This is a genomic window from Empedobacter stercoris (genome assembly GCF_025244765.1).
GTDB lineage: Bacteria > Bacteroidota > Bacteroidia > Flavobacteriales > Weeksellaceae > Empedobacter > Empedobacter stercoris.
The window spans coordinates 1419654-1437294 of the sequence record NZ_CP104209.1 but is presented as its reverse complement, the minus strand read 5'-3'; the positions used below and the strand labels follow the sequence as shown (position 1 = coordinate 1437294).

Here is a 17641-nt window from a genome sequence, read left to right as displayed (position 1 = left end):
GCTGCTCTTTTGGGCGGCTTTTTTATTTCCTTATATTTTATGTATCTTCGTACAAAATTTTAAAGAAATTTAGCTTTTAATGAGTTGGTTCAAAAAGATATTAGGTAAAGAAAGCAAAGAAAAATTAGATGAAGGTTTGGAGAAATCTAAAACTTCTTTGTTTGATAAAATTAGTCGTGCTGTTGTTGGGAAATCAAAAGTAGACGATGAGGTTTTAGACGACTTAGAAGAAGTCTTAATTTCTTCTGACGTTGGAGTAGAAACAACAATCAAAATTATTCGTCGAATAGAAGAACGAGTAGAACGTGATAAATATGTTTCGACTTCCGAATTAGATAAGATTCTACGCGAAGAAATTGCGGGTTTACTTTCTGAAAATAATATCGAAGATACAAATGGTTTTGCTATCCCTAAAAAAGACGTTCCCTATGTAATTATGGTAGTCGGCGTTAACGGAGTAGGTAAAACAACGACGATTGGTAAATTGGCTTCTCAATTCAAATCACAAGGCTTAAAAGTAGTACTTGGTGCGGCGGATACGTTTCGTGCGGCAGCTGTCGATCAGTTAGTGATTTGGTCAGAGCGTGCGGGTGTGCCAATTGTAAAACAAGCGATGGGTTCAGACCCTGCTTCGGTTGCATTTGATACCATTCAATCAGCAGTTGCGCAAAATGCAGATGTTGTGTTGATAGATACAGCTGGTCGTTTACACAATAAAGTAAATTTGATGAACGAGTTGACAAAAATTAAACGCGTCATGCAAAAGGTTATTCCAGATGCGCCTCACGAAGTTTTATTGGTGTTAGATGGTTCAACAGGTCAAAATGCTTTTGAGCAAGCAAAACAATTTACGCAAGCAACAGAAGTTTCTTCTTTAGCGGTAACCAAATTAGATGGAACAGCTAAAGGTGGAGTGGTGATAGGTATTTCGGACCAATTTCAAATTCCAGTAAAATACATCGGTGTAGGTGAAGGAATCAACGATTTACAAGCCTTCAATAAAATGGAGTTTGTCGACTCTTTTTTCAAACGTAACAATTAAAAGTCTTCGTTTTCGATACATTTTAAAATACTCAAACTGAACATAAAATATAAATCCTTCACGTTTTTCTTGAAGGATTTTTTAGTTATATACTTTTATTGTGAATACGTTATTTTTTAAAATAATTTGCGTTTAACGATTATTATTATTATTATTATTATTATTATTGATGTAATTAACGTTAATAGATAAAGTTATAGGTTGCAAACTATAATTAATATTAAAAAAAATCACATTAAAATGAAAAAAAACTTATTATTGAGTGCTTTTGCACTTTTTGGATCTTTTGCTATGGCAAATGAAAATGCACCTAGTAATACTGAATATGTAAAAGCTGAATCTATCGTGAAAGTTTTTGGTTGTACAGTTAGTATTACAACTATAACTTATGATGGATGTGGGAATAAAGTAGATAGTCATACAACTTCATATTGGTCAGATAGTAAAAGTTGTGAAGGGTTAGTGATGACTGTTAAGAATAATTATACAAATTCTCCTTGTATTGAATCATTTCCAGAACCTGAAAGGTAAAAAAATAGTAATAACAAAAGTAAACAAGTTTTGCTTGTTTACTTTTTTAAATTAATTTATGAAAAAATTATTTTTGTTAACATTTTTAATGTTTTTTGTTTTGTTAAATGGTCAATCTAATAATTTGGTTGAGTATAATTTTATTACAAAAAATGGAGTAAAAGAAGTTATGAAAGAATATTTAGTATTCAATGAAAATGAAATATTTTATGTAAATATAAAAAATGATGATAATCTGAATTATGAAGATGATAAATTAGCAAAAGAACGATACAATTATGAACCAATATATGTAAATCTAAAAACCGATAGTCTTTATCAGAATAAAATAGCAATTTTAAAGAAGAATAGTTCGGAGATGAAACGTATAATTATGGTTGAGAAGAGACCTACAGTTAATTGGAAGATTACAAAAGAATCACAAAAAATGTTAGGTTATACATGTTATAAAGCAACAACGAAATTTAGAGGACGAGATTATACCGCTTGGTTTACTCCTGAACTCCCATATAATTATGGTCCATGGAAGTTAGGTGGTTTACCAGGTTTGATATTGAAAGTGGAAAATGAGTTGTTTGATTATGATGCAACTCGAATTGTACTTAATTCTAATAAAATACCAACACTTCCTATTTTGAAATCATTTGTGAATGCCAAGTATAAATATCAATTGAAGCAAGCAATAGGGTTTGAAAATAATTGGTTGATATATAATCGTGCTAATATATACGCATCATTACCTTCTGGAGTAATAATAAAAGAAGAGCCATTAAGAAAAGACGTAAGAGAATTTTCTATTGATGAATAAAATCCTAATATGTTTAATTTTTATATTCATCTCATCAAATTTATTTAGTCAAATAAAAGGATTAGTAAAAGATGAGAAGGGTATTGTTATGGCAAATGCGAATATAATAATATTAGACTCTTTACAAGAAATAGAAGCTTTTGCCATTACTAATAAATTAGGAGGATTTGAAATAACGGATTTTAAGTTAGGAAATAAAACAATTCAAATAAAGAAACCAACTTTTTCTCAGTACGAAGAGGAAATAGTAATTGGTAAACAAGATTTTGACCTTGGGATTTTTACTTTAGTAAAAGATAATTCAATAATTCTGAAAGAGGTTATTGTAAAATCTACCGATAATTTTTATAAGAAAGATACTACGGAATTTGAAGCAGCAAAATATAGAACAGGAAAAGAATTAAATGTTGAGGATTTAATCAAAAGTATTCCAGGAGTTACAGTAGACAAAGATGGGAAAATAAAGATAGGTAAAAAAAATGTACAATCTGTTTTAGTAGAAGGTGATGATTTATTTGATAGAGGCTATGCACTTTTAACTCAAGCCATGAATGATCAATCTGTTGTAAAAATTCAAATAATTAACAATCACACCAAAAATCAATTAACAAAAGATATTTACAATTCTGACGCTTTGGCTATTAATTTAATTTTAGACGAAAAAGCAAAAAATCAGTGGAATGGAAATGCCTTAGTTTCATCAACAAGTTATGTGGAAAATCGTCAACAGCTTAGATTAAATCTGATGAATTTCTCTAAAAAAAGGAAAATAATCACCTTGTTTAATTATAATACAATTGGTTTTGATGAGATGAAAGGAGTTGATTATCTAATCAAAAATCAATTTTCGACTGCTTATAATTTCGACCAATTAAGTGATGTAAAGCATTTACCTAATTTGGCAAATTTGTATCAAGATAATTACCAATTTGAAGATAACCGAACAAATTTTAATAATGACAAAATCGGTGTTGTCAACTTTATAAATAATTTTAAGAAAAGTAAAATTCAAATTTTAGGTATTTATAATAGAATTGAGAAGAATAATTATATAGATGAAATCGAAAATTACAATGACAATGAAATTCAGTTTATAAATAATCAAAATAGCCAATGGAATAAAAAAATTGATAATTACTTTGTTAAAATTGAGTGGAATAAAGATTTGACAAAAAAATCGAATCTAAATATTACAAACCGTTCTTTTCTGTTGAATGAAAGAAATGCGAATAATTTTTTGTTTAATAATTCTTCAATTTTTTTAAAAGGATCTAACGAAACAAATTCTACAGATACACAATTGATTTATACAAATAAAATAGATAGTGTAAAATTAATTACAATTGTTGCAAAACATTTGTATCAAAATAGACCGTACGACTTTATAGAAACTAATCCTATTTTTAGAGATGTTTTTAACAATCAAGATTTATTAAATTTAAAGCAAAAGATTAATAATCGACAAAATTACATTGGATTAAAATCATCTTTTTTCAATAAAGTATCAAAAAAAGGAAATTACTTTGTCACTTTAGGAATGGATTATCAAAGTGTTAATTTAACTTCTAATTATAGAGGGTTTAATGAAAGTTTTTCGAAAATATTTTTATTAGATAATAGTGCAAATCATTTAGAGTACGATCAAAATAAAATGTATTTAATTCTTGGAATTGAAAGGAAATGGAAGAGTTTTGAATTTAAATCAAGTTTGCCAATTCTTTATTTTTCTACTTTAATTAAAGAAGATTTATCATCAAAGGAAAATAACTTTTTTGTATCTCCAAAAATTGAATTTTCTTACGAAAAAAGAAAATTTGGGAAAATCTCTTTTTCTTATAATTATCAAATAACGCCTACAAGTTTTGATGCTTATTATCAAGAATTAATATACAAAGGAAATCGTCAATTTAGTAAAAATAATATACTTGAATATAATATTTTTGGAGGTTCTCTATTTAATGTCAATTATAGTAAATCAAAAGGAATGAATAATGGATTTGAGTTTAGTTTAATGTATCAAATTCAAAATAAAACAATTGGGTATAATTCTACATTTAATTCTAATTATTCAGTTAACGAACAGATTATAGTTGATGGAATAGAAATAATCAATCCATCGTTCATGTATAAATATTTTATATATCCAATAAAAACGAAAATACAGTTTAATAGTAATTATTCAATAATTAAAAGTACTTCTATAGCTAATGAGAATTTAATTCGTAATCAGTTTTCGAGTTTAGTGTTTGGAATGGAAGTAAAATCGGGTTTTACAAGTTTTTTGAATTATGAATTGGGAGCTAAATTATCTATTAATAAAAGTAAAAATCAGTTAAATTCTTATAATTATAATAATATTGATGTCTATACAAATGTCTATTTTAATTTATCAAAGCAAATAACATTAGATATAAATTATGAGTATTACAATTTTGGAGGACAAAATCAAATGGATACTAACTTTTTGGATATGAAGTTGGTTTATCAATTAAAAAATTCTAAGATGAAGTTTTTTGTAAAAGGAAATAATTTATTCAATACAAAAGAAATAAAAAGAACATTAGTAACACCTGTGACAGAGCGTTATTTTACGCAGCGTTTACTTCCACTACATATTCTTTTGGGTATGAATATTAATTTTTAATACTCCACTTTCAAATACTCTTTATAAAACTTTTTGCTTTTGTTTTCTTGTTTAGAAACAGTTTTTAAAAATTCATTCAAATATTCTCTAAACGGTGAATCTTTGGCCAAAGCATCTTGTTTTTTACTTGTCAAAACTTGTACTGTTCCATACATTTCTTCCTCGTTTTCTATGCTTGATGCAATTAATGTAAACGACTCATTTGCTTCATTAATAATGTTTCGATTCGACCAAACCAACAATGCTTCGTTGTTTTCGGTGTACAATATATTATCCCATTTCCCAAACCAATCGAAAAGCATTTTTTTAGCAACCAACGATGTCTGAAAACTTTCTACACGATATTCTGTTAATGAACGCTGTGCTTGTTCTTGCGCATTCAGAATAGTGAAATTTAGAATTAGTGTAATAAAAAGAATAGTTTTTTTCAACTTTTAAAAATCTTGTTTGATGTAAAGTTATCAAAAATAAAATCAAAAGTAATGTAACTTATTTGTCATTCATGCGTCATATAAAAAAGACACTAACACTAAATAGTAGAATTAACCATGAAGAAAATTTTTGTACTTGCTGTTACATTATCAGGAATCTTTGCTTTTGGACAAGAAGAAACACAAGATTCTATTGATTATAATCCAATTGAAATAAAAGAAGTCTTAATACAGTCACAACGCAAAAAAATGTTTGCGGACAAAGCGGTTTATACATTTGATAAAGAAGCATTGGAGAAAGCACGTTATGCAAAAGATTTATTGAATACATTACCAGAGCTAAATGTAGATCCAATTTCTAATTCAATTCAGAGTATAAAAGGTGGAACAACATTGTTGTTGATAAACGGAATTGAAGCAACAGACAATCAAATTCGTGCTGTCAAACCGCAAGATGTAGTACGTGTAGAATATTTTGATATTCCACCAACGCGTTATGCAAATCGTGCAGATCAGGTGGTTAATTTGATTACGCGTAATCCAGAAAACGGATATGTTTTTGGTGTAGAGGGTATTACTTCTCCTTTGACCGGTTTTGTAGATGGTTCTGCTTATGCGAATTTCACAAAAGGTAAAAATAATTTTGGTGTGGAATATTCGCTTAGTTTAAGAGATTATGATAATCGTGAAAACACTAATTCGTATGCATACCAATTAAATAATAATCAATACAAAACAACCGAACATCGTTTTGATCATTTTGGTTATACCTTTCAAAATGCAATTTTACGCTATACCAATACAGATTCTGACAAATATACTTTTCAAGTAAAGTTAGATTTAGAAATTTTGACAAGTTTTACAGATGTTAATGGAAAAAGTATCTTTTTGATGAATAATGTTTCGGAGAATCATACGACCTATAAACATGGCAATAGTGGTTATACAAAACCTACAGTAGATTTGTATTATTCTCGAAAATTAGGAAAGAAAGATGAATTGAGTTTAAATTTCGTTGGTTCTATTTTCAATACCGATACATACGAATTATCGAAAGAATGGGTAACAAATACCGAAAATAGTGTTTTTAATAACGAAATGAAATTGAAAGCTGAACAAACTTCTATTGTTGGAGAAGTTGCGCATACGCATGATTTTAAATCAGGAAAATTGAGTTCAGGCTATCGAATTACGACAAACGATATCAACAATGATTTGGTAAATTTAGATGGATCTTCTCGTTACAAAGTAAATTATTTGCAACAGTATATGTACACGGAGTTTTCTGGAAAAACAAAAAAGTTGATGTATCGTTTGGGAATGGGATTGACAAATATCAATAATCAAAGTGCAGAAGATTCGCAAAATACATGGACTATTACACCAAAAATCGTTTTGGGTTATGAATTAGCGAAGAACCAAAGTTTACGTTTTACAAGTTCCTATACACCAAGAAGTCCTTGGAGCGATGCGTTGAGTAGTAATGTGGTGCAAATGGTTCCGAATATTGTACGCAAAGGAAATCCAGAATTAAATATTCAAAAAACGTTTAGTAATAATTTGATTTATTCATACAATTCAAAATATTTTGATTTAAATACAACTTTATTTTACTCTCACAGAAAAGACGCCATAAATCAACTGTATGTGTTAGACGGAAATCGATACGCGTTGACGTACGAAAATGCTCAAAATGCACAAAGTTTAGGTGTACAAGTTTCAGGTTCAATAAAACCTTTCGGAACAGATTTACTAACATTAAAATTAGTTCTAACACCAACATCAGAAAGTGTAAAACTAAATGATGGAAAAACAATTAAAAACGATTATATCGGAAATAATTTTGTTATTAATTCAGTGTACAAAAACTTTAGTTTGATGTATGCATTTAATATTCCAGTTTATTCATTGAGTGGACCGTTTTTAGACACGAACGAAAACAAAAGTCATTTGGTGTTAAGTTATAAATTAAACAATTGGTCATTTAAAACAGGTGCCTATTGGCTTGGAATGCCTTCGGAATATAAATCAAAATCCGTTGCAGAAAGTATTGTACAAACAACAAACCATACACAAATTTGGAACAACAAAAATATGTTTATCTTAGGGTTTAGTTACGATTTTGCTACAGGTAAGAAAACAAATATCAATCGTAAATTACAAAACCAAACTGCAGGTGCAGCAACGTTTTAATAAAATAGAAAAAGAGAATCCTAAGGATTCTCTTTTTCTATTTTATAATTTTTGATGCGATGTTGAAACGAGTTCAACAAGACATAAGGTAAATGTCATTCTGACGAATGGAGAAATCTATAGTTATATAAAGATAATTATTTTTGCATCTAACATCTAACATCTAACATCTAACATCTAACATCTAACATCTAACATCTAACATCTAACATCTAACATTTATAACTCAGCCAAAAACTTTAGTGTATCTATATTATCAGCGTAATCGGTTAATTTCGGGAATTGTGTTTGTCCAAAATCAACATAATTCGGATTGTCTTTCATATCATTTCCAACCACACATTGTATTTGATCTTCATTTTCTCTCAAAAAGTTTTTAACTTCATTTATGTCTTGATAAACTTCAAAATTTATCACAGCTATCGCAGAATGCAAAGAAGTGTCTTTTTTCATCATAACAAAATTATTGTCCAAGAATTCATCTTTTCCTAATAAATAAATGGCACGATTATAATCGTAATTATTCGCATACTTCGGATGATTGATGATGTCGCCCCAATGTAAAATAGCTTCATAAACTCTATGCAATTGTGCTTCATCTTTTATATAAAGTTTGGTTACATTACGACAGCCTAAACCAAAATAGATGAACAAATCGTTTCCTAATTCTTTTAATTCTTCTTCCGTTTCTGTACCATTCAAAACCGCAACAGAAGTTCTGTTTTTACGAATAATGTTCGGTACTTTTCCAAAATATTGCTCAAAATAACGTGCTGTATTGTTACTACCTGTCGCAATAACTGCATCGAAATCGACTAAACGTTCAATTGGTTGAATAATTGATTTGAAATTTTCGTTTAACGAATGAAGAAATTTAATCACAAATTTCATTAATTTATCATCTTTCGAAGATGTTTTAATCAAGGCATTATTTCCAGATACAACAACAGAAAGCAAATCATGAAAACCGACCAAAGGTAAATTTCCTGCCATGATAATTCCAACATTTTTTGGCGTATCCGTAAAGGGATAATTTTTTGTCCAAGCCAATAAATGATCAGTCGTCAAAGCTTCAGCCCAACTTTTCAAGGCTAACATAATATTTTCTTTTGTAAACCAATTGTTGTAGGCTTCTGCATCGCTAATTGTATAGTCTATTTCTTCTTTCCATTTTCCGAATTTTTCTGTTAGTTCGTTGTCTTTAATCGAATCATTATTTATAATAAAATTAAAAAACTGTCCTAATTCGCTAAATGCTGAAATCCTTTGTTCAAATGTCATTTTTTCTGAAAATTAAATGTAATTTTGTATTTGCAAATGTAGGAAATAAAAAAACAGATACAATGGCTATAATTATTACAGATGAATGTATAAATTGTGGAGCTTGCGAACCAGAATGTCCAAATAATGCAATTTATGAAGCTGCGGTAGATTGGAAATATTCTGACGGAACTTCTCTAACAGGAACTATTGTAAACGTAGACGGTGTTACTTTTGATGCTGATGCGGTACAAGATCCTGTGAGTGATGAGGTTTATTACATCGTTCCCGATAAATGTACTGAATGTAAAGGTTTCCACGAAGAACCACAATGTGCAGCGGTTTGTCCTGTGGATTGTTGTGTGCCTGATGATAACCACGTAGAAAGCGAAGAACGTCTTTTGAGTAAAAAAGCGTTTATGCACTTAGAGTAAAATCGTCACAACTTTACATATAAAAACCTCAAGTTATAAGCTTGAGGTTTTTTTGTTTGTATTTTTTTGGGTAATCCCTTCGGGTCGGGCTTTACGTTGCAATCTTTTTCTGAAGAAAAAGGATTTCCACTACAATCCCTATTGCGAATTTTGCTAAACGTATACTACCTACAATATCATTATGAATATCTTCTTTTTCTAATAAAGTAACCAATTCCACCTAAAAGCGCAATAATAAAAGTCGGAACAATTAAATTAATCATTTGCCAAGTCGATTTCTCTTGTAAAACAGTTGTTTCACTCAACAACGGAATTTCTAATTTACGATTTCGTAAAGCCAAGAAATCAGCATCGCCTAAAAGGTAATCCATCGCATTCATCACAAAAGTTTGGTTGGCGTATGTTTTTGGCTTTCCATCTGGATTGTCTGGACGAACCGAAAATTTATTTTCTCCCAATTGCATTGGAATGCCTCTCCATAAAGCATTTTTTAAGACATCTCCATCCGAAATAACAATCATTTTTCCATCTGTTGCTTTTGGTTTAAAATTCGGGAATTCTTTGCGTTCGTATCGTGATGCATAAGCCGAATTAAAGTTTCCTTCTACTAAAACAGCCATCGGAATTTTACCCATTTTAAATTCTTCGGGATTTTCGATGTCTACTTCATTTAGTTCAATGTAATTTAATGCAGGTTTCAAACTCGATTGTTCAGAAGTACTTAATAATACAGTCTGTTTAATATTCGGATTTTTTAACAATTCGATTGGATTCGCAAATTGAAATAAAACAGGATCAATTGAACTTGTAATGGGATTTTCTTCACCTTTTATTCCCAATTCGAAATAAGGCCAATTGTAATAATTGTAACTTGTGTTTCCTGCTGTTTCACCATCTGCCAAAACAATTTGCGCACCATTCATGTCTTTGATTACCGCAGAATGAATACGTACACCATAATTAAACAAGAAATCATTCAATTTTAAATCTCTTGGAAAGGCAACTATTTTTCCACTTCGAAAAATAGAATCCATTTCGGCATCAACTGTTTCAACAGCCATCATCATTTTTCCTCCATTCATGATATATTGATCCAAAACCAATTTATCCATATCAGAAAAAGGTAATGTTGGTTTAGCAACAATCAAGGCATCAAAACGTTTCAAGCTATCCAAGTCAGATGGTTGAAATGAGAACGTTTTATTTACAATCGGATTTAGGTAGACTTCTACGTCGTATTTCTCCGATAAAGCAGTTCCTAAACCCTGAATATGAACTTCTGGTAATTCGTCGTGATGAACGATAAAACCAACTCGTTTGCGTTCGAAATTTGTTGCTTTCTGAATTTTTTCAGCAAATAAATATTCTAATTTTTCTGTTGAAGCTAAGGCTAATTGCTCAAATGGAGTAGAAGGATCGTTGACCAAAACCTCCATATAAGTAGAATGATCATCGTATGTTAATTTGGCATAAGGATAAACATTCAATACACCTTTGTCCGTTTTAATCGGAACAGGCGTTAATCTATTTTGTTCCAATTCCGTTTGACCTAAATCGATAGGATCAACAAAAGAATAGGTAATATTGCTATTTTTTTCGCGAAGTTCGTCTAACAAAAATTGAATTTCGTTCTTCAAAATTCTGTAATCGCCTGTTAAATCTCCACCCAAAAGGATTTCAATTTTAAGCGGTTGTTTTACATTTTCTACTAATTTTTCGGTTGTAGAAGTTAAGGTAAAACGTTTGTCTTTCGTCATATCAATTCGTGTATAAACAAATTGAGCGATGACAAAAAGTGTGATTAATGCAACGAAAGTAATTAGATGTTGTTTGTTTAATTTTTTCATGGCACTATTTTTTATGTTCAAGATTAACAATTGAAATTTGATTTAGGATTCCAATTAAAATCAAAAAGTAAAGTAAATCTCGGGTGTCAATAATTCCTTTCAAGAATTGGTTGTAATGTGTAAAACTTCCAATTTTTTGAACATAAAAATCCATCGATCCAAGTAAATTATATGACGCTAAACTTTCGAATCCATAGAAAATGATGAAACAAAAGAAAACGGCTAAAACATACGCCATTACTTGATTTTTTGTGATTGATGAGGTGAATAAACCTATCGCAGCAAATAAACTTCCTATCAAGAAAAGCCCCAAATAACCAGCGTAAATAGTTCCGTAATCTAATTCTTGTTCAGGCATCAAAAACTCTTGTAACGTAATGGTGAACAAAAAAGTTGATAGTAAACAGAAAATAACAATTGAAACAACTGCTAAATATTTGCCCCAAATAATTTGATTGTTTTTTATAGGTAGTGTGAATAACCACAATAAAGTGCCGTTTGCGTGCTCTTCTGCAATTAGTTTCATCGTTAAGGCTGGAATCATAAATAAGAAAATCCAAGGCGCTATAAAAAAGAAACTACTTAATGAGGCATTTCCTGTATTAAAAACATTGAATTCGTTATCGAAAAACCAAAGAAATAATACCGAAACGATTACGAAAGTAGCGGTAGCTAAATAAGCAGTGAAGCCTAAATAAAAATTGGAAAATTCTTTTTTGAAGATTGTCCACATATTACTTTTTATTATTACGATTAATTAAACGCACAATAAGCATAAGTATTACACCAGAACCAAAGAAACTGATTATAGACCAATACCAATATTCTCCAAACATCGATTTTTGAATAACGGCAAATACGATAGAAAACAGTAAAATTGTTGCGACTTCATTCATCATTCGTAATTGAACAGAAGTGTATTTGAAAATGTTGTTCTGAATTTGTTTCAATGTTCGCCAACACCAAAAATGGTAAATTAATAAAACACTCACCATTCCCAATTTACTTTTCATCCATGGCAAGTGTAGTAAGCCTTGATTCTTGTAAAGCATATTTAGTCCCATTGTCACCAAAATTATCAAAGCTGGAACTGTAATTACATTCCATAGTTTTTTTTCCATGAATGTATATTGATCCTGCAAAATAGATTTTTTCGGTTCTTCCATTTGTTGTGTTTCGGTGTGATAAATCATCAAACGAACAACATAAAACAAACCAGCAAAGTAACTTACCACGAAGATAACGTGTATTGCTTTGTAAATAAAATAATTATAGGGTTCCATTTAATTTTCTAACTCTCTTTAATTTCTCTGCGTTAATTTTCAAATTCAATTGTAATTGTATCATTTTTCTTTAATCCCATTAATTGATTTGCTCCTCCCGAAATAGTTGGGTTACTTTTGTAAAGCGTAACTTCTAAGAAACCAGCCGAATTGAACAAACACAATGTACGACCAAAAGCTTGTACCTCTTTGTTGAAATCTTGTACCACTTCATGGTAATGCTCGTAAATGACCGTAATATCTGTCATCGAAAAATCTTTTTGACGTAATAAGATTTTGAATTTTCTATCTTGCGCCATTTCATCAAAAAACTCTTTCGAAATATTTGTCACAAGATTCCCAAAATGATCAATATAAATCACATTACCAATGATAAATTTATCATCGCGGTAAATAGGATTTAATTCGTTCAGTTGTTTCATTTCTGTTCGTTTATTCCCTAACAAAGCAGGAACACCACCGCGAGCCAAATGACAAGCAACAGGGACAAAACAGTTTTTCATTGGGAACAAACTATCAATTCCTTCAGGATAAGCTGTGATTTCGTAAATTTCTTCAGGTTGATTTTTTTGACAAATCAATGATAAAATTCCGTTATCTGCACAGATAAAATAATGATGATTTATCAAGGCGCAAATTGGTTTCTGAAAAGGTGTGCTTAATGCATTAATTCCAACAATATGAATGGTTCCTTCTGGGAATTCTTCGTAGGAATTACGAATGATGTAAGCTGCTTCAGCTAAATCGTATGGATTAACATGGTGTGAAATGTCTACAATTGTAACATCGGCCAATTCTTTTAGAATTGCGCCTTTAACGCTAGAAACAAAGTAGTCTTTGACTCCAAAATCCGATGTTAATGTAATAATTGCCACTATTCTGTAATAATTAGCAAATATATTGTTTATTATTCTTTATTTTTGTGTAAATGAACCAAAAAAACAATCTCATTTGACAGAAATTAACATAGAATTAGCGGAAATTAATGCGCAAGATTTTTATGGTGCTAATAATGAACATCTAAAAAGAATCAAAGAATATTATCCAAAACTGAAAATTGTTGCTCGCGGAAGAGAATTAACAGTCTTTGGAAATGAGGATGTTCTGAAAATTTTTGACCAAAAAATGCAACGAGTTATTCAGCATATTCACAAATATAATCGACTATCTGATCGTGAACTTGAAATTATCATGACCGAAGATAATAATGAAATGCTTCAAATGAAAAAAGAAGATGAAATCATTGTTCACGGTGTAAATGGTAAAATGATTAAACCTCAAACGCCTAATCAACACAAATTAGTGCAAACGGTTTATAATAAAGATATGGTATTTGCGATAGGTCCTGCCGGAACTGGAAAAACTTATACAGCAGTTGCCTTAGCTGTACAAGCGTTGAAGAATAAAGAAGTGAGACGAATTATCATGACACGTCCTGCAGTGGAAGCTGGTGAAAATTTAGGTTTTTTACCAGGCGACATGAAAGATAAGTTAGATCCATATTTACAACCATTGTATGATGCGTTAAAAGATATGATTCCGTTTGAGAAACTTTCTACTTACACCGAAAAAGGAGTGATAGAAGTTGCACCTTTGGCATTTATGCGTGGACGAACATTAGATGATGCTTTTGTAATTTTAGATGAAGCTCAGAATACAACTTATGCGCAGATGAAGATGTTTTTGACGCGTATGGGGAAAAATTCTAAGTTCATAATCACTGGAGATCCTGGTCAAGTTGATTTACCTCCAAAACAAAAATCTGGTTTACGTGAAGCGATTAATATATTGAAAGACGTAAAAGATATCGGTTTTATTTATTTAGATGATAAAGATGTTGTTCGACATAAAATTGTTCGTGAAGTCTTGAAAGCTTATAAAATAAGCGAAGACAAAGAACGCGAGAAAATAGATATCAAAAAGTAAATCAAAAAGCCAATTGTTTGCAAACGCAATTGGCTTTTTAATTTAATACATTCGTTTTTACTTACCGCTTCTTACATCCACTGATTTCGATCCAAACTTCGATATTGAATAGCTTCGCTGATATGTTTAGAAAGAATAGTTTCAGAATCGTCCAAATCTGCAATTGTTCGCCCAACTCTAATAATTCGATCATAGGCACGAGCAGAAAGATTTAATTTTTCCATCACCACTTTGATTAAATTTTTGGAATGTTCGTCCAACTCACAAAAAGCATCTAATTCTTTTGGTCCCATTTGCGAATTGTAATGAGTTTTTGAATTTATAAATCGTTTGGTCTGAATTTTTCGTGCATTAATCACACGATTTCGAATTGTAGCACTCTTTTCTCCACGTCGTTCTTGTGATAAATCATCAAATGGAACAGGATTAACTTCGATATGTAAATCGATTCGATCCAATAAAGGGCCAGAAATTTTGTTCATATAACGTTGCATTTCTGTTAGTGTTGAGGTGTTATTCGGATCATCCATGAAATAACCACTTGGGCTGGGATTCATCGAAGCGATTAACATAAAACTTGCAGGATAATTCACGGTGAATTTTGCTCTCGAAATAGTTACTTCTCGATCTTCTAAGGGTTGTCGCATAACCTCTAAAACTGTACGTTTAAACTCAGGTAATTCATCCAAAAATAAAACCCCGTTATGTGCCAAAGAAATTTCTCCGGGTTGAGGATAAGATCCTCCTCCAACCAAAGCTACGTCAGATATAGAATGGTGTGGAGATGAGAATGGGCGACTTACAATCAACGATTTGTTGGATAATTTTCCAGCTACGCTATGAATTTTGGTCGTTTCCAATGCTTCGTTAATTGTCATCGGTGGAAGAATCGAAGCAATACGTTTTGCTAACATTGTTTTTCCACTTCCAGGAGGTCCAATCAAAATAATATTATGACCACCAGCTGCGGCAATTTCCATGGCGCGTTTTACATTTTCTTGTCCTTTTACATCTGCAAAATCAAACGGATAATTTTCAATTTCATGAAAAAAAGCTGCGTTCAAATCAACTTGATGAGGTTGCAATTCGATCTCGTGATTGAAAAAGTGAACAACTTCCTGTATATTTTCAATGGCATAAACATGAATGCCTTCTACGACAGCTGCTTCATCGGCATTTTGTTTGGGTAAAATAATTCCGTCAAAACCTTCCTCTTTTGCTTGTATTGCAATCGGTAAAGCACCTTTTATAGGACGCAACGAACCGTCAAGAGAAAGTTCTCCCATCATAATGTAGTTTCCAACTTCTTCAGATTTTATTTGTTCCGATGCAGCTAAAATTCCAATTGCAATAGGTAAATCATAAGCAGAACCTTCTTTCTGTAAATCGGCAGGAGCCATGTTAATGGTGATTTTTTTTCCAGGTAACTTTAAGTTACAATTTTTTAATGCTGCATTAATTCTAAAATTACTTTCTTTGATTGCACTATCGGGTAGACCGACCAGATGATAACCAACACCTTGATCGATATTTACTTCGACAATAATGGTTTGAGCGGAAACACCGAAAATAGCACTTGCAAAAATTTTTACCAACATATCTTATTTTTTTATAAATTTACTTCCTTTTTCTAATTAATAAAATAGATAAAAGGACTTAAGTATTTAATAATTAATTAAATGAAAACACTTTAGTGTTTAATCTATATGAAAAAAGAAAAATATTCTTTTGAATTTGATCGATTCGAAAATAAAAATGAGCTTGAGGCTGAACAAAAAAAAGTAGTTGATCAAGCTTTAGAAATCTCTCATCAAGCCTATGCACCTTACTCTAATTTTAAAGTTGGTGCCGCGGTTCAATTAGAAAATGGAGAAATTTTTTCGAGTTCAAACCAAGAAAATGCTTCTTACCCTGTTGGTGCTTGTGCTGAAAGAGGTTTGTTGGCTTATGTAAATGCAAACTTCCCTAATATTAAAATAGAAAAATTAGCCGTTTCTACACCAAATGTCAACTATCCATTACCGCCCTGTGGAATGTGTCGTCAGTATATTTTAGAAATCGAAAAGAAACAAGCGCAACCAATCGAATTAATCTTATCCGGAAACGAAGGTGAAGTTTTAGTGGTTAATTCTGCTAAAGATTTGCTCCCATTGCATTTTACAGATGAATTTTTAGGGTAGCAATTTTGCACACTAAATAGATTAGTTTAAATTTGTTCCAAAGGAATTGTGCAATTATGGAAAAATTAACGCAGGAAACGTACCTACAATGGTATCGTGATATGACTTTTTGGCGTCGCTTCGAAGATAAGTGTCGTTCATTATATTTAAAACAAAAAATTAGAGGATTCTTACATTTATACAATGGGCAAGAAGCTTTACCAGCTGGTTTTATTCATGCGATGAAACCTGGTGTAGATCATGTGATTACAGCGTATCGTTGCCACGTTTGGCCAATGGCTTTGGGAGTAGATCCTAAGCGTATCTTAGCCGAGTTATGTGGAAAAGAAACAGGAACATCTCATGGTTTAGGAGGTTCTATGCACGTTTTCAGTAAAGAACATAATTTTTATGGTGGACACGGAATCGTAGGTGGACAGATTCCATTAGGAGCAGGTATTGCTTTTGGTGATAAATTCTTCAACCGCGATGGTGTAACAATTTGTTTGATGGGAGATGGTGCAACTCGTCAAGGAACATTACATGAAACATTTAACATGGCGATGAACTGGAAATTACCAGTAGTTTTTGTGTGTGAAAATAATCAATACGCGATGGGTACTTCTGTTTCTCGTACAGCTAACCACGAAGATATTTGGAAATTAGGTTTAGGTTATGAAATGCCTTGTATGCCTGTAGATGGTATGGATCCTGTAAAAGTTGCGGAAGCTGCTTACGAAGCGATTGAAAGAGCGCGTCGTGGTGATGGACCAACTTTCTTAGATGTTCGTACATATCGTTATAGAGGTCACTCAATGTCAGATGCAGAACCGTATCGTACAAAAGAGGAGGTGGAAGAATACAAACAAGAAGATCCAATCTTGAATGTAGAAAATCATATCTTAGTGAACAATTGGGCAACGAAAGAACAATTGGATGCAATTGTTGATGAAGTAAAAGTTTTAGTAGAAGAATGTGCAGAGTTTGCAGAAAAATCTGACTATCCTCAAGAAAACGTAATGTATGATTATATCTATTCTGAAGAAAATTATCCATTTTTAGATAAAATCGAAAACAACTAAA

Annotated in this window: 16 protein-coding genes; 9 read left to right on the top strand and 7 right to left on the bottom strand. The window is 31.2% G+C overall.

Features of this window, described 5'->3' with window-relative positions; genetic code table 11:
- Positions 1 to 79 precede the first annotated feature (79 nt).
- The 4 genes from ftsY to NZD85_RS06735 all read left to right on the top strand — a co-directional run bounded on the left by ftsY (position 80) and on the right by NZD85_RS06735 (position 5025).
- Positions 80 to 1042 carry a signal recognition particle-docking protein FtsY gene (gene ftsY, locus NZD85_RS06750; RefSeq protein ID WP_171623533.1) on the top strand — a complete coding sequence of 321 codons (963 nt, stop codon included), beginning with the start codon at positions 80 to 82 and terminating at the stop codon, positions 1040 to 1042.
- Between the two features lie 258 nt (positions 1043 to 1300).
- Positions 1301 to 1573 carry a hypothetical protein gene (locus NZD85_RS06745; protein WP_260544423.1) on the top strand — a complete coding sequence of 91 codons (273 nt, stop codon included), beginning with the start codon at positions 1301 to 1303 and terminating at the stop codon, positions 1571 to 1573.
- A 58-nt stretch (positions 1574 to 1631) separates the two neighbouring features.
- A complete protein-coding gene (locus tag NZD85_RS06740; RefSeq protein WP_260544421.1) occupies positions 1632 to 2381 on the top strand; it encodes a GLPGLI family protein in 750 nt (249 codons plus the stop codon).
- Between the two features lie 88 nt (positions 2382 to 2469).
- The gene (locus NZD85_RS06735; protein WP_260544419.1) at positions 2470 to 5025 is read left to right on the top strand and encodes a hypothetical protein; all 2556 of its coding nucleotides are present in this window, start codon (positions 2470 to 2472) and stop codon (positions 5023 to 5025) included.
- On the opposite strand, the gene NZD85_RS06730 is transcribed toward NZD85_RS06735, so the two are convergent.
- Positions 5022 to 5456 carry a hypothetical protein gene (locus NZD85_RS06730; RefSeq protein WP_260544417.1) on the bottom strand — a complete coding sequence of 145 codons (435 nt, stop codon included), beginning with the start codon at positions 5454 to 5456 and terminating at the stop codon, positions 5022 to 5024. The genes NZD85_RS06735 and NZD85_RS06730 overlap by 4 nt on opposite strands.
- A gap of 117 nt (positions 5457 to 5573) precedes the next feature.
- On the opposite strand from NZD85_RS06730, the gene NZD85_RS06725 reads away from it, so the two are divergent.
- Complete coding sequence (locus NZD85_RS06725; RefSeq protein WP_260544415.1) at positions 5574 to 7649, top strand: TonB-dependent receptor plug domain-containing protein; 2076 nt, start codon at positions 5574 to 5576, stop codon at positions 7647 to 7649.
- A 219-nt stretch (positions 7650 to 7868) separates the two neighbouring features.
- Here the strand turns inward: NZD85_RS06725 and NZD85_RS06720 are convergent, their stop codons facing one another.
- On the bottom strand, positions 7869 to 8930 hold the full coding sequence (locus NZD85_RS06720; protein WP_260544413.1) for an acyl-CoA reductase: 1062 nt from the start codon (positions 8928 to 8930) through the stop codon (positions 7869 to 7871).
- A gap of 62 nt (positions 8931 to 8992) precedes the next feature.
- Here NZD85_RS06720 and NZD85_RS06715 point away from each other — a divergent pair, with 62 nt between their 5' ends.
- On the top strand, positions 8993 to 9343 hold the full coding sequence (locus NZD85_RS06715; protein WP_171623537.1) for a 4Fe-4S dicluster domain-containing protein: 351 nt from the start codon (positions 8993 to 8995) through the stop codon (positions 9341 to 9343).
- A gap of 179 nt (positions 9344 to 9522) precedes the next feature.
- On the opposite strand, the gene gldG is transcribed toward NZD85_RS06715, so the two are convergent.
- The 4 genes from gldG to NZD85_RS06695 are packed head-to-tail and all read right to left on the bottom strand — an operon-like array spanning position 9523 to position 13348.
- Positions 9523 to 11190: a gliding motility-associated ABC transporter substrate-binding protein GldG gene (gene gldG / locus NZD85_RS06710; RefSeq protein ID WP_260544410.1), complete on the bottom strand. Its 1668-nt coding sequence runs from the start codon at positions 11188 to 11190 to the stop codon at positions 9523 to 9525.
- Between the two features lie 4 nt (positions 11191 to 11194).
- The gene (locus tag NZD85_RS06705) at positions 11195 to 11923 is read right to left on the bottom strand and encodes an ABC transporter permease subunit (protein WP_188319639.1); all 729 of its coding nucleotides are present in this window, start codon (positions 11921 to 11923) and stop codon (positions 11195 to 11197) included.
- Position 11924: 1 nt separating this feature from the next.
- Positions 11925 to 12473, bottom strand: coding sequence for a CopD family protein (locus tag NZD85_RS06700; RefSeq protein ID WP_171623540.1), 549 nt, complete (start codon positions 12471 to 12473; stop codon positions 11925 to 11927).
- A 32-nt stretch (positions 12474 to 12505) separates the two neighbouring features.
- Positions 12506 to 13348, bottom strand: a complete 843-nt coding sequence (locus NZD85_RS06695) for an SAM hydrolase/SAM-dependent halogenase family protein (RefSeq protein ID WP_171623541.1) — start codon at positions 13346 to 13348, stop codon at positions 12506 to 12508.
- A gap of 76 nt (positions 13349 to 13424) precedes the next feature.
- On the opposite strand from NZD85_RS06695, the gene NZD85_RS06690 reads away from it, so the two are divergent.
- Complete coding sequence (locus tag NZD85_RS06690) at positions 13425 to 14399, top strand: PhoH family protein (protein ID WP_171623542.1); 975 nt, start codon at positions 13425 to 13427, stop codon at positions 14397 to 14399.
- A gap of 71 nt (positions 14400 to 14470) precedes the next feature.
- On the opposite strand, the gene NZD85_RS06685 is transcribed toward NZD85_RS06690, so the two are convergent.
- On the bottom strand, positions 14471 to 15997 hold the full coding sequence (locus tag NZD85_RS06685; RefSeq protein ID WP_171623543.1) for a YifB family Mg chelatase-like AAA ATPase: 1527 nt from the start codon (positions 15995 to 15997) through the stop codon (positions 14471 to 14473).
- A 108-nt stretch (positions 15998 to 16105) separates the two neighbouring features.
- On the opposite strand from NZD85_RS06685, the gene NZD85_RS06680 reads away from it, so the two are divergent.
- Together NZD85_RS06680 and pdhA are read left to right on the top strand one after the other, a co-directional pair.
- On the top strand, positions 16106 to 16579 hold the full coding sequence (locus NZD85_RS06680; protein ID WP_171623544.1) for a cytidine deaminase: 474 nt from the start codon (positions 16106 to 16108) through the stop codon (positions 16577 to 16579).
- Positions 16580 to 16635: 56 nt separating this feature from the next.
- Complete coding sequence (gene pdhA / locus NZD85_RS06675; protein ID WP_171623545.1) at positions 16636 to 17640, top strand: pyruvate dehydrogenase (acetyl-transferring) E1 component subunit alpha; 1005 nt, start codon at positions 16636 to 16638, stop codon at positions 17638 to 17640.
- The last annotated feature ends 1 nt before the right edge of the window (position 17641 follow it).

Excerpts from the sequence above, each read along its gene's own strand:
- ftsY (WP_171623533.1), top strand. The coding sequence starts at position 80 with ATGAGTTGGTTCAAAAAGATATTAGGTAAAGAAAGCAAAGAAAAATTA.
- NZD85_RS06740 (WP_260544421.1), top strand. The coding sequence starts at position 1,632 with ATGAAAAAATTATTTTTGTTAACATTTTTAATGTTTTTTGTTTTGTTA.
- NZD85_RS06735 (WP_260544419.1), top strand. The coding sequence starts at position 2,470 with ATGGCAAATGCGAATATAATAATATTAGACTCTTTACAAGAAATAGAA.
- NZD85_RS06725 (WP_260544415.1), top strand. The coding sequence starts at position 5,574 with ATGAAGAAAATTTTTGTACTTGCTGTTACATTATCAGGAATCTTTGCT.
- NZD85_RS06720 (WP_260544413.1), bottom strand. The coding sequence starts at position 8,930 with ATGACATTTGAACAAAGGATTTCAGCATTTAGCGAATTAGGACAGTTT.
- NZD85_RS06715 (WP_171623537.1), top strand. The coding sequence starts at position 8,993 with ATGGCTATAATTATTACAGATGAATGTATAAATTGTGGAGCTTGCGAA.
- gldG (WP_260544410.1), bottom strand. The coding sequence starts at position 11,190 with ATGAAAAAATTAAACAAACAACATCTAATTACTTTCGTTGCATTAATC.
- NZD85_RS06705 (WP_188319639.1), bottom strand. The coding sequence starts at position 11,923 with ATGTGGACAATCTTCAAAAAAGAATTTTCCAATTTTTATTTAGGCTTC.
- NZD85_RS06700 (WP_171623540.1), bottom strand. The coding sequence starts at position 12,473 with ATGGAACCCTATAATTATTTTATTTACAAAGCAATACACGTTATCTTC.
- NZD85_RS06685 (WP_171623543.1), bottom strand. The coding sequence starts at position 15,997 with ATGTTGGTAAAAATTTTTGCAAGTGCTATTTTCGGTGTTTCCGCTCAA.
- NZD85_RS06680 (WP_171623544.1), top strand. The coding sequence starts at position 16,106 with ATGAAAAAAGAAAAATATTCTTTTGAATTTGATCGATTCGAAAATAAA.
- pdhA (WP_171623545.1), top strand. The coding sequence starts at position 16,636 with ATGGAAAAATTAACGCAGGAAACGTACCTACAATGGTATCGTGATATG.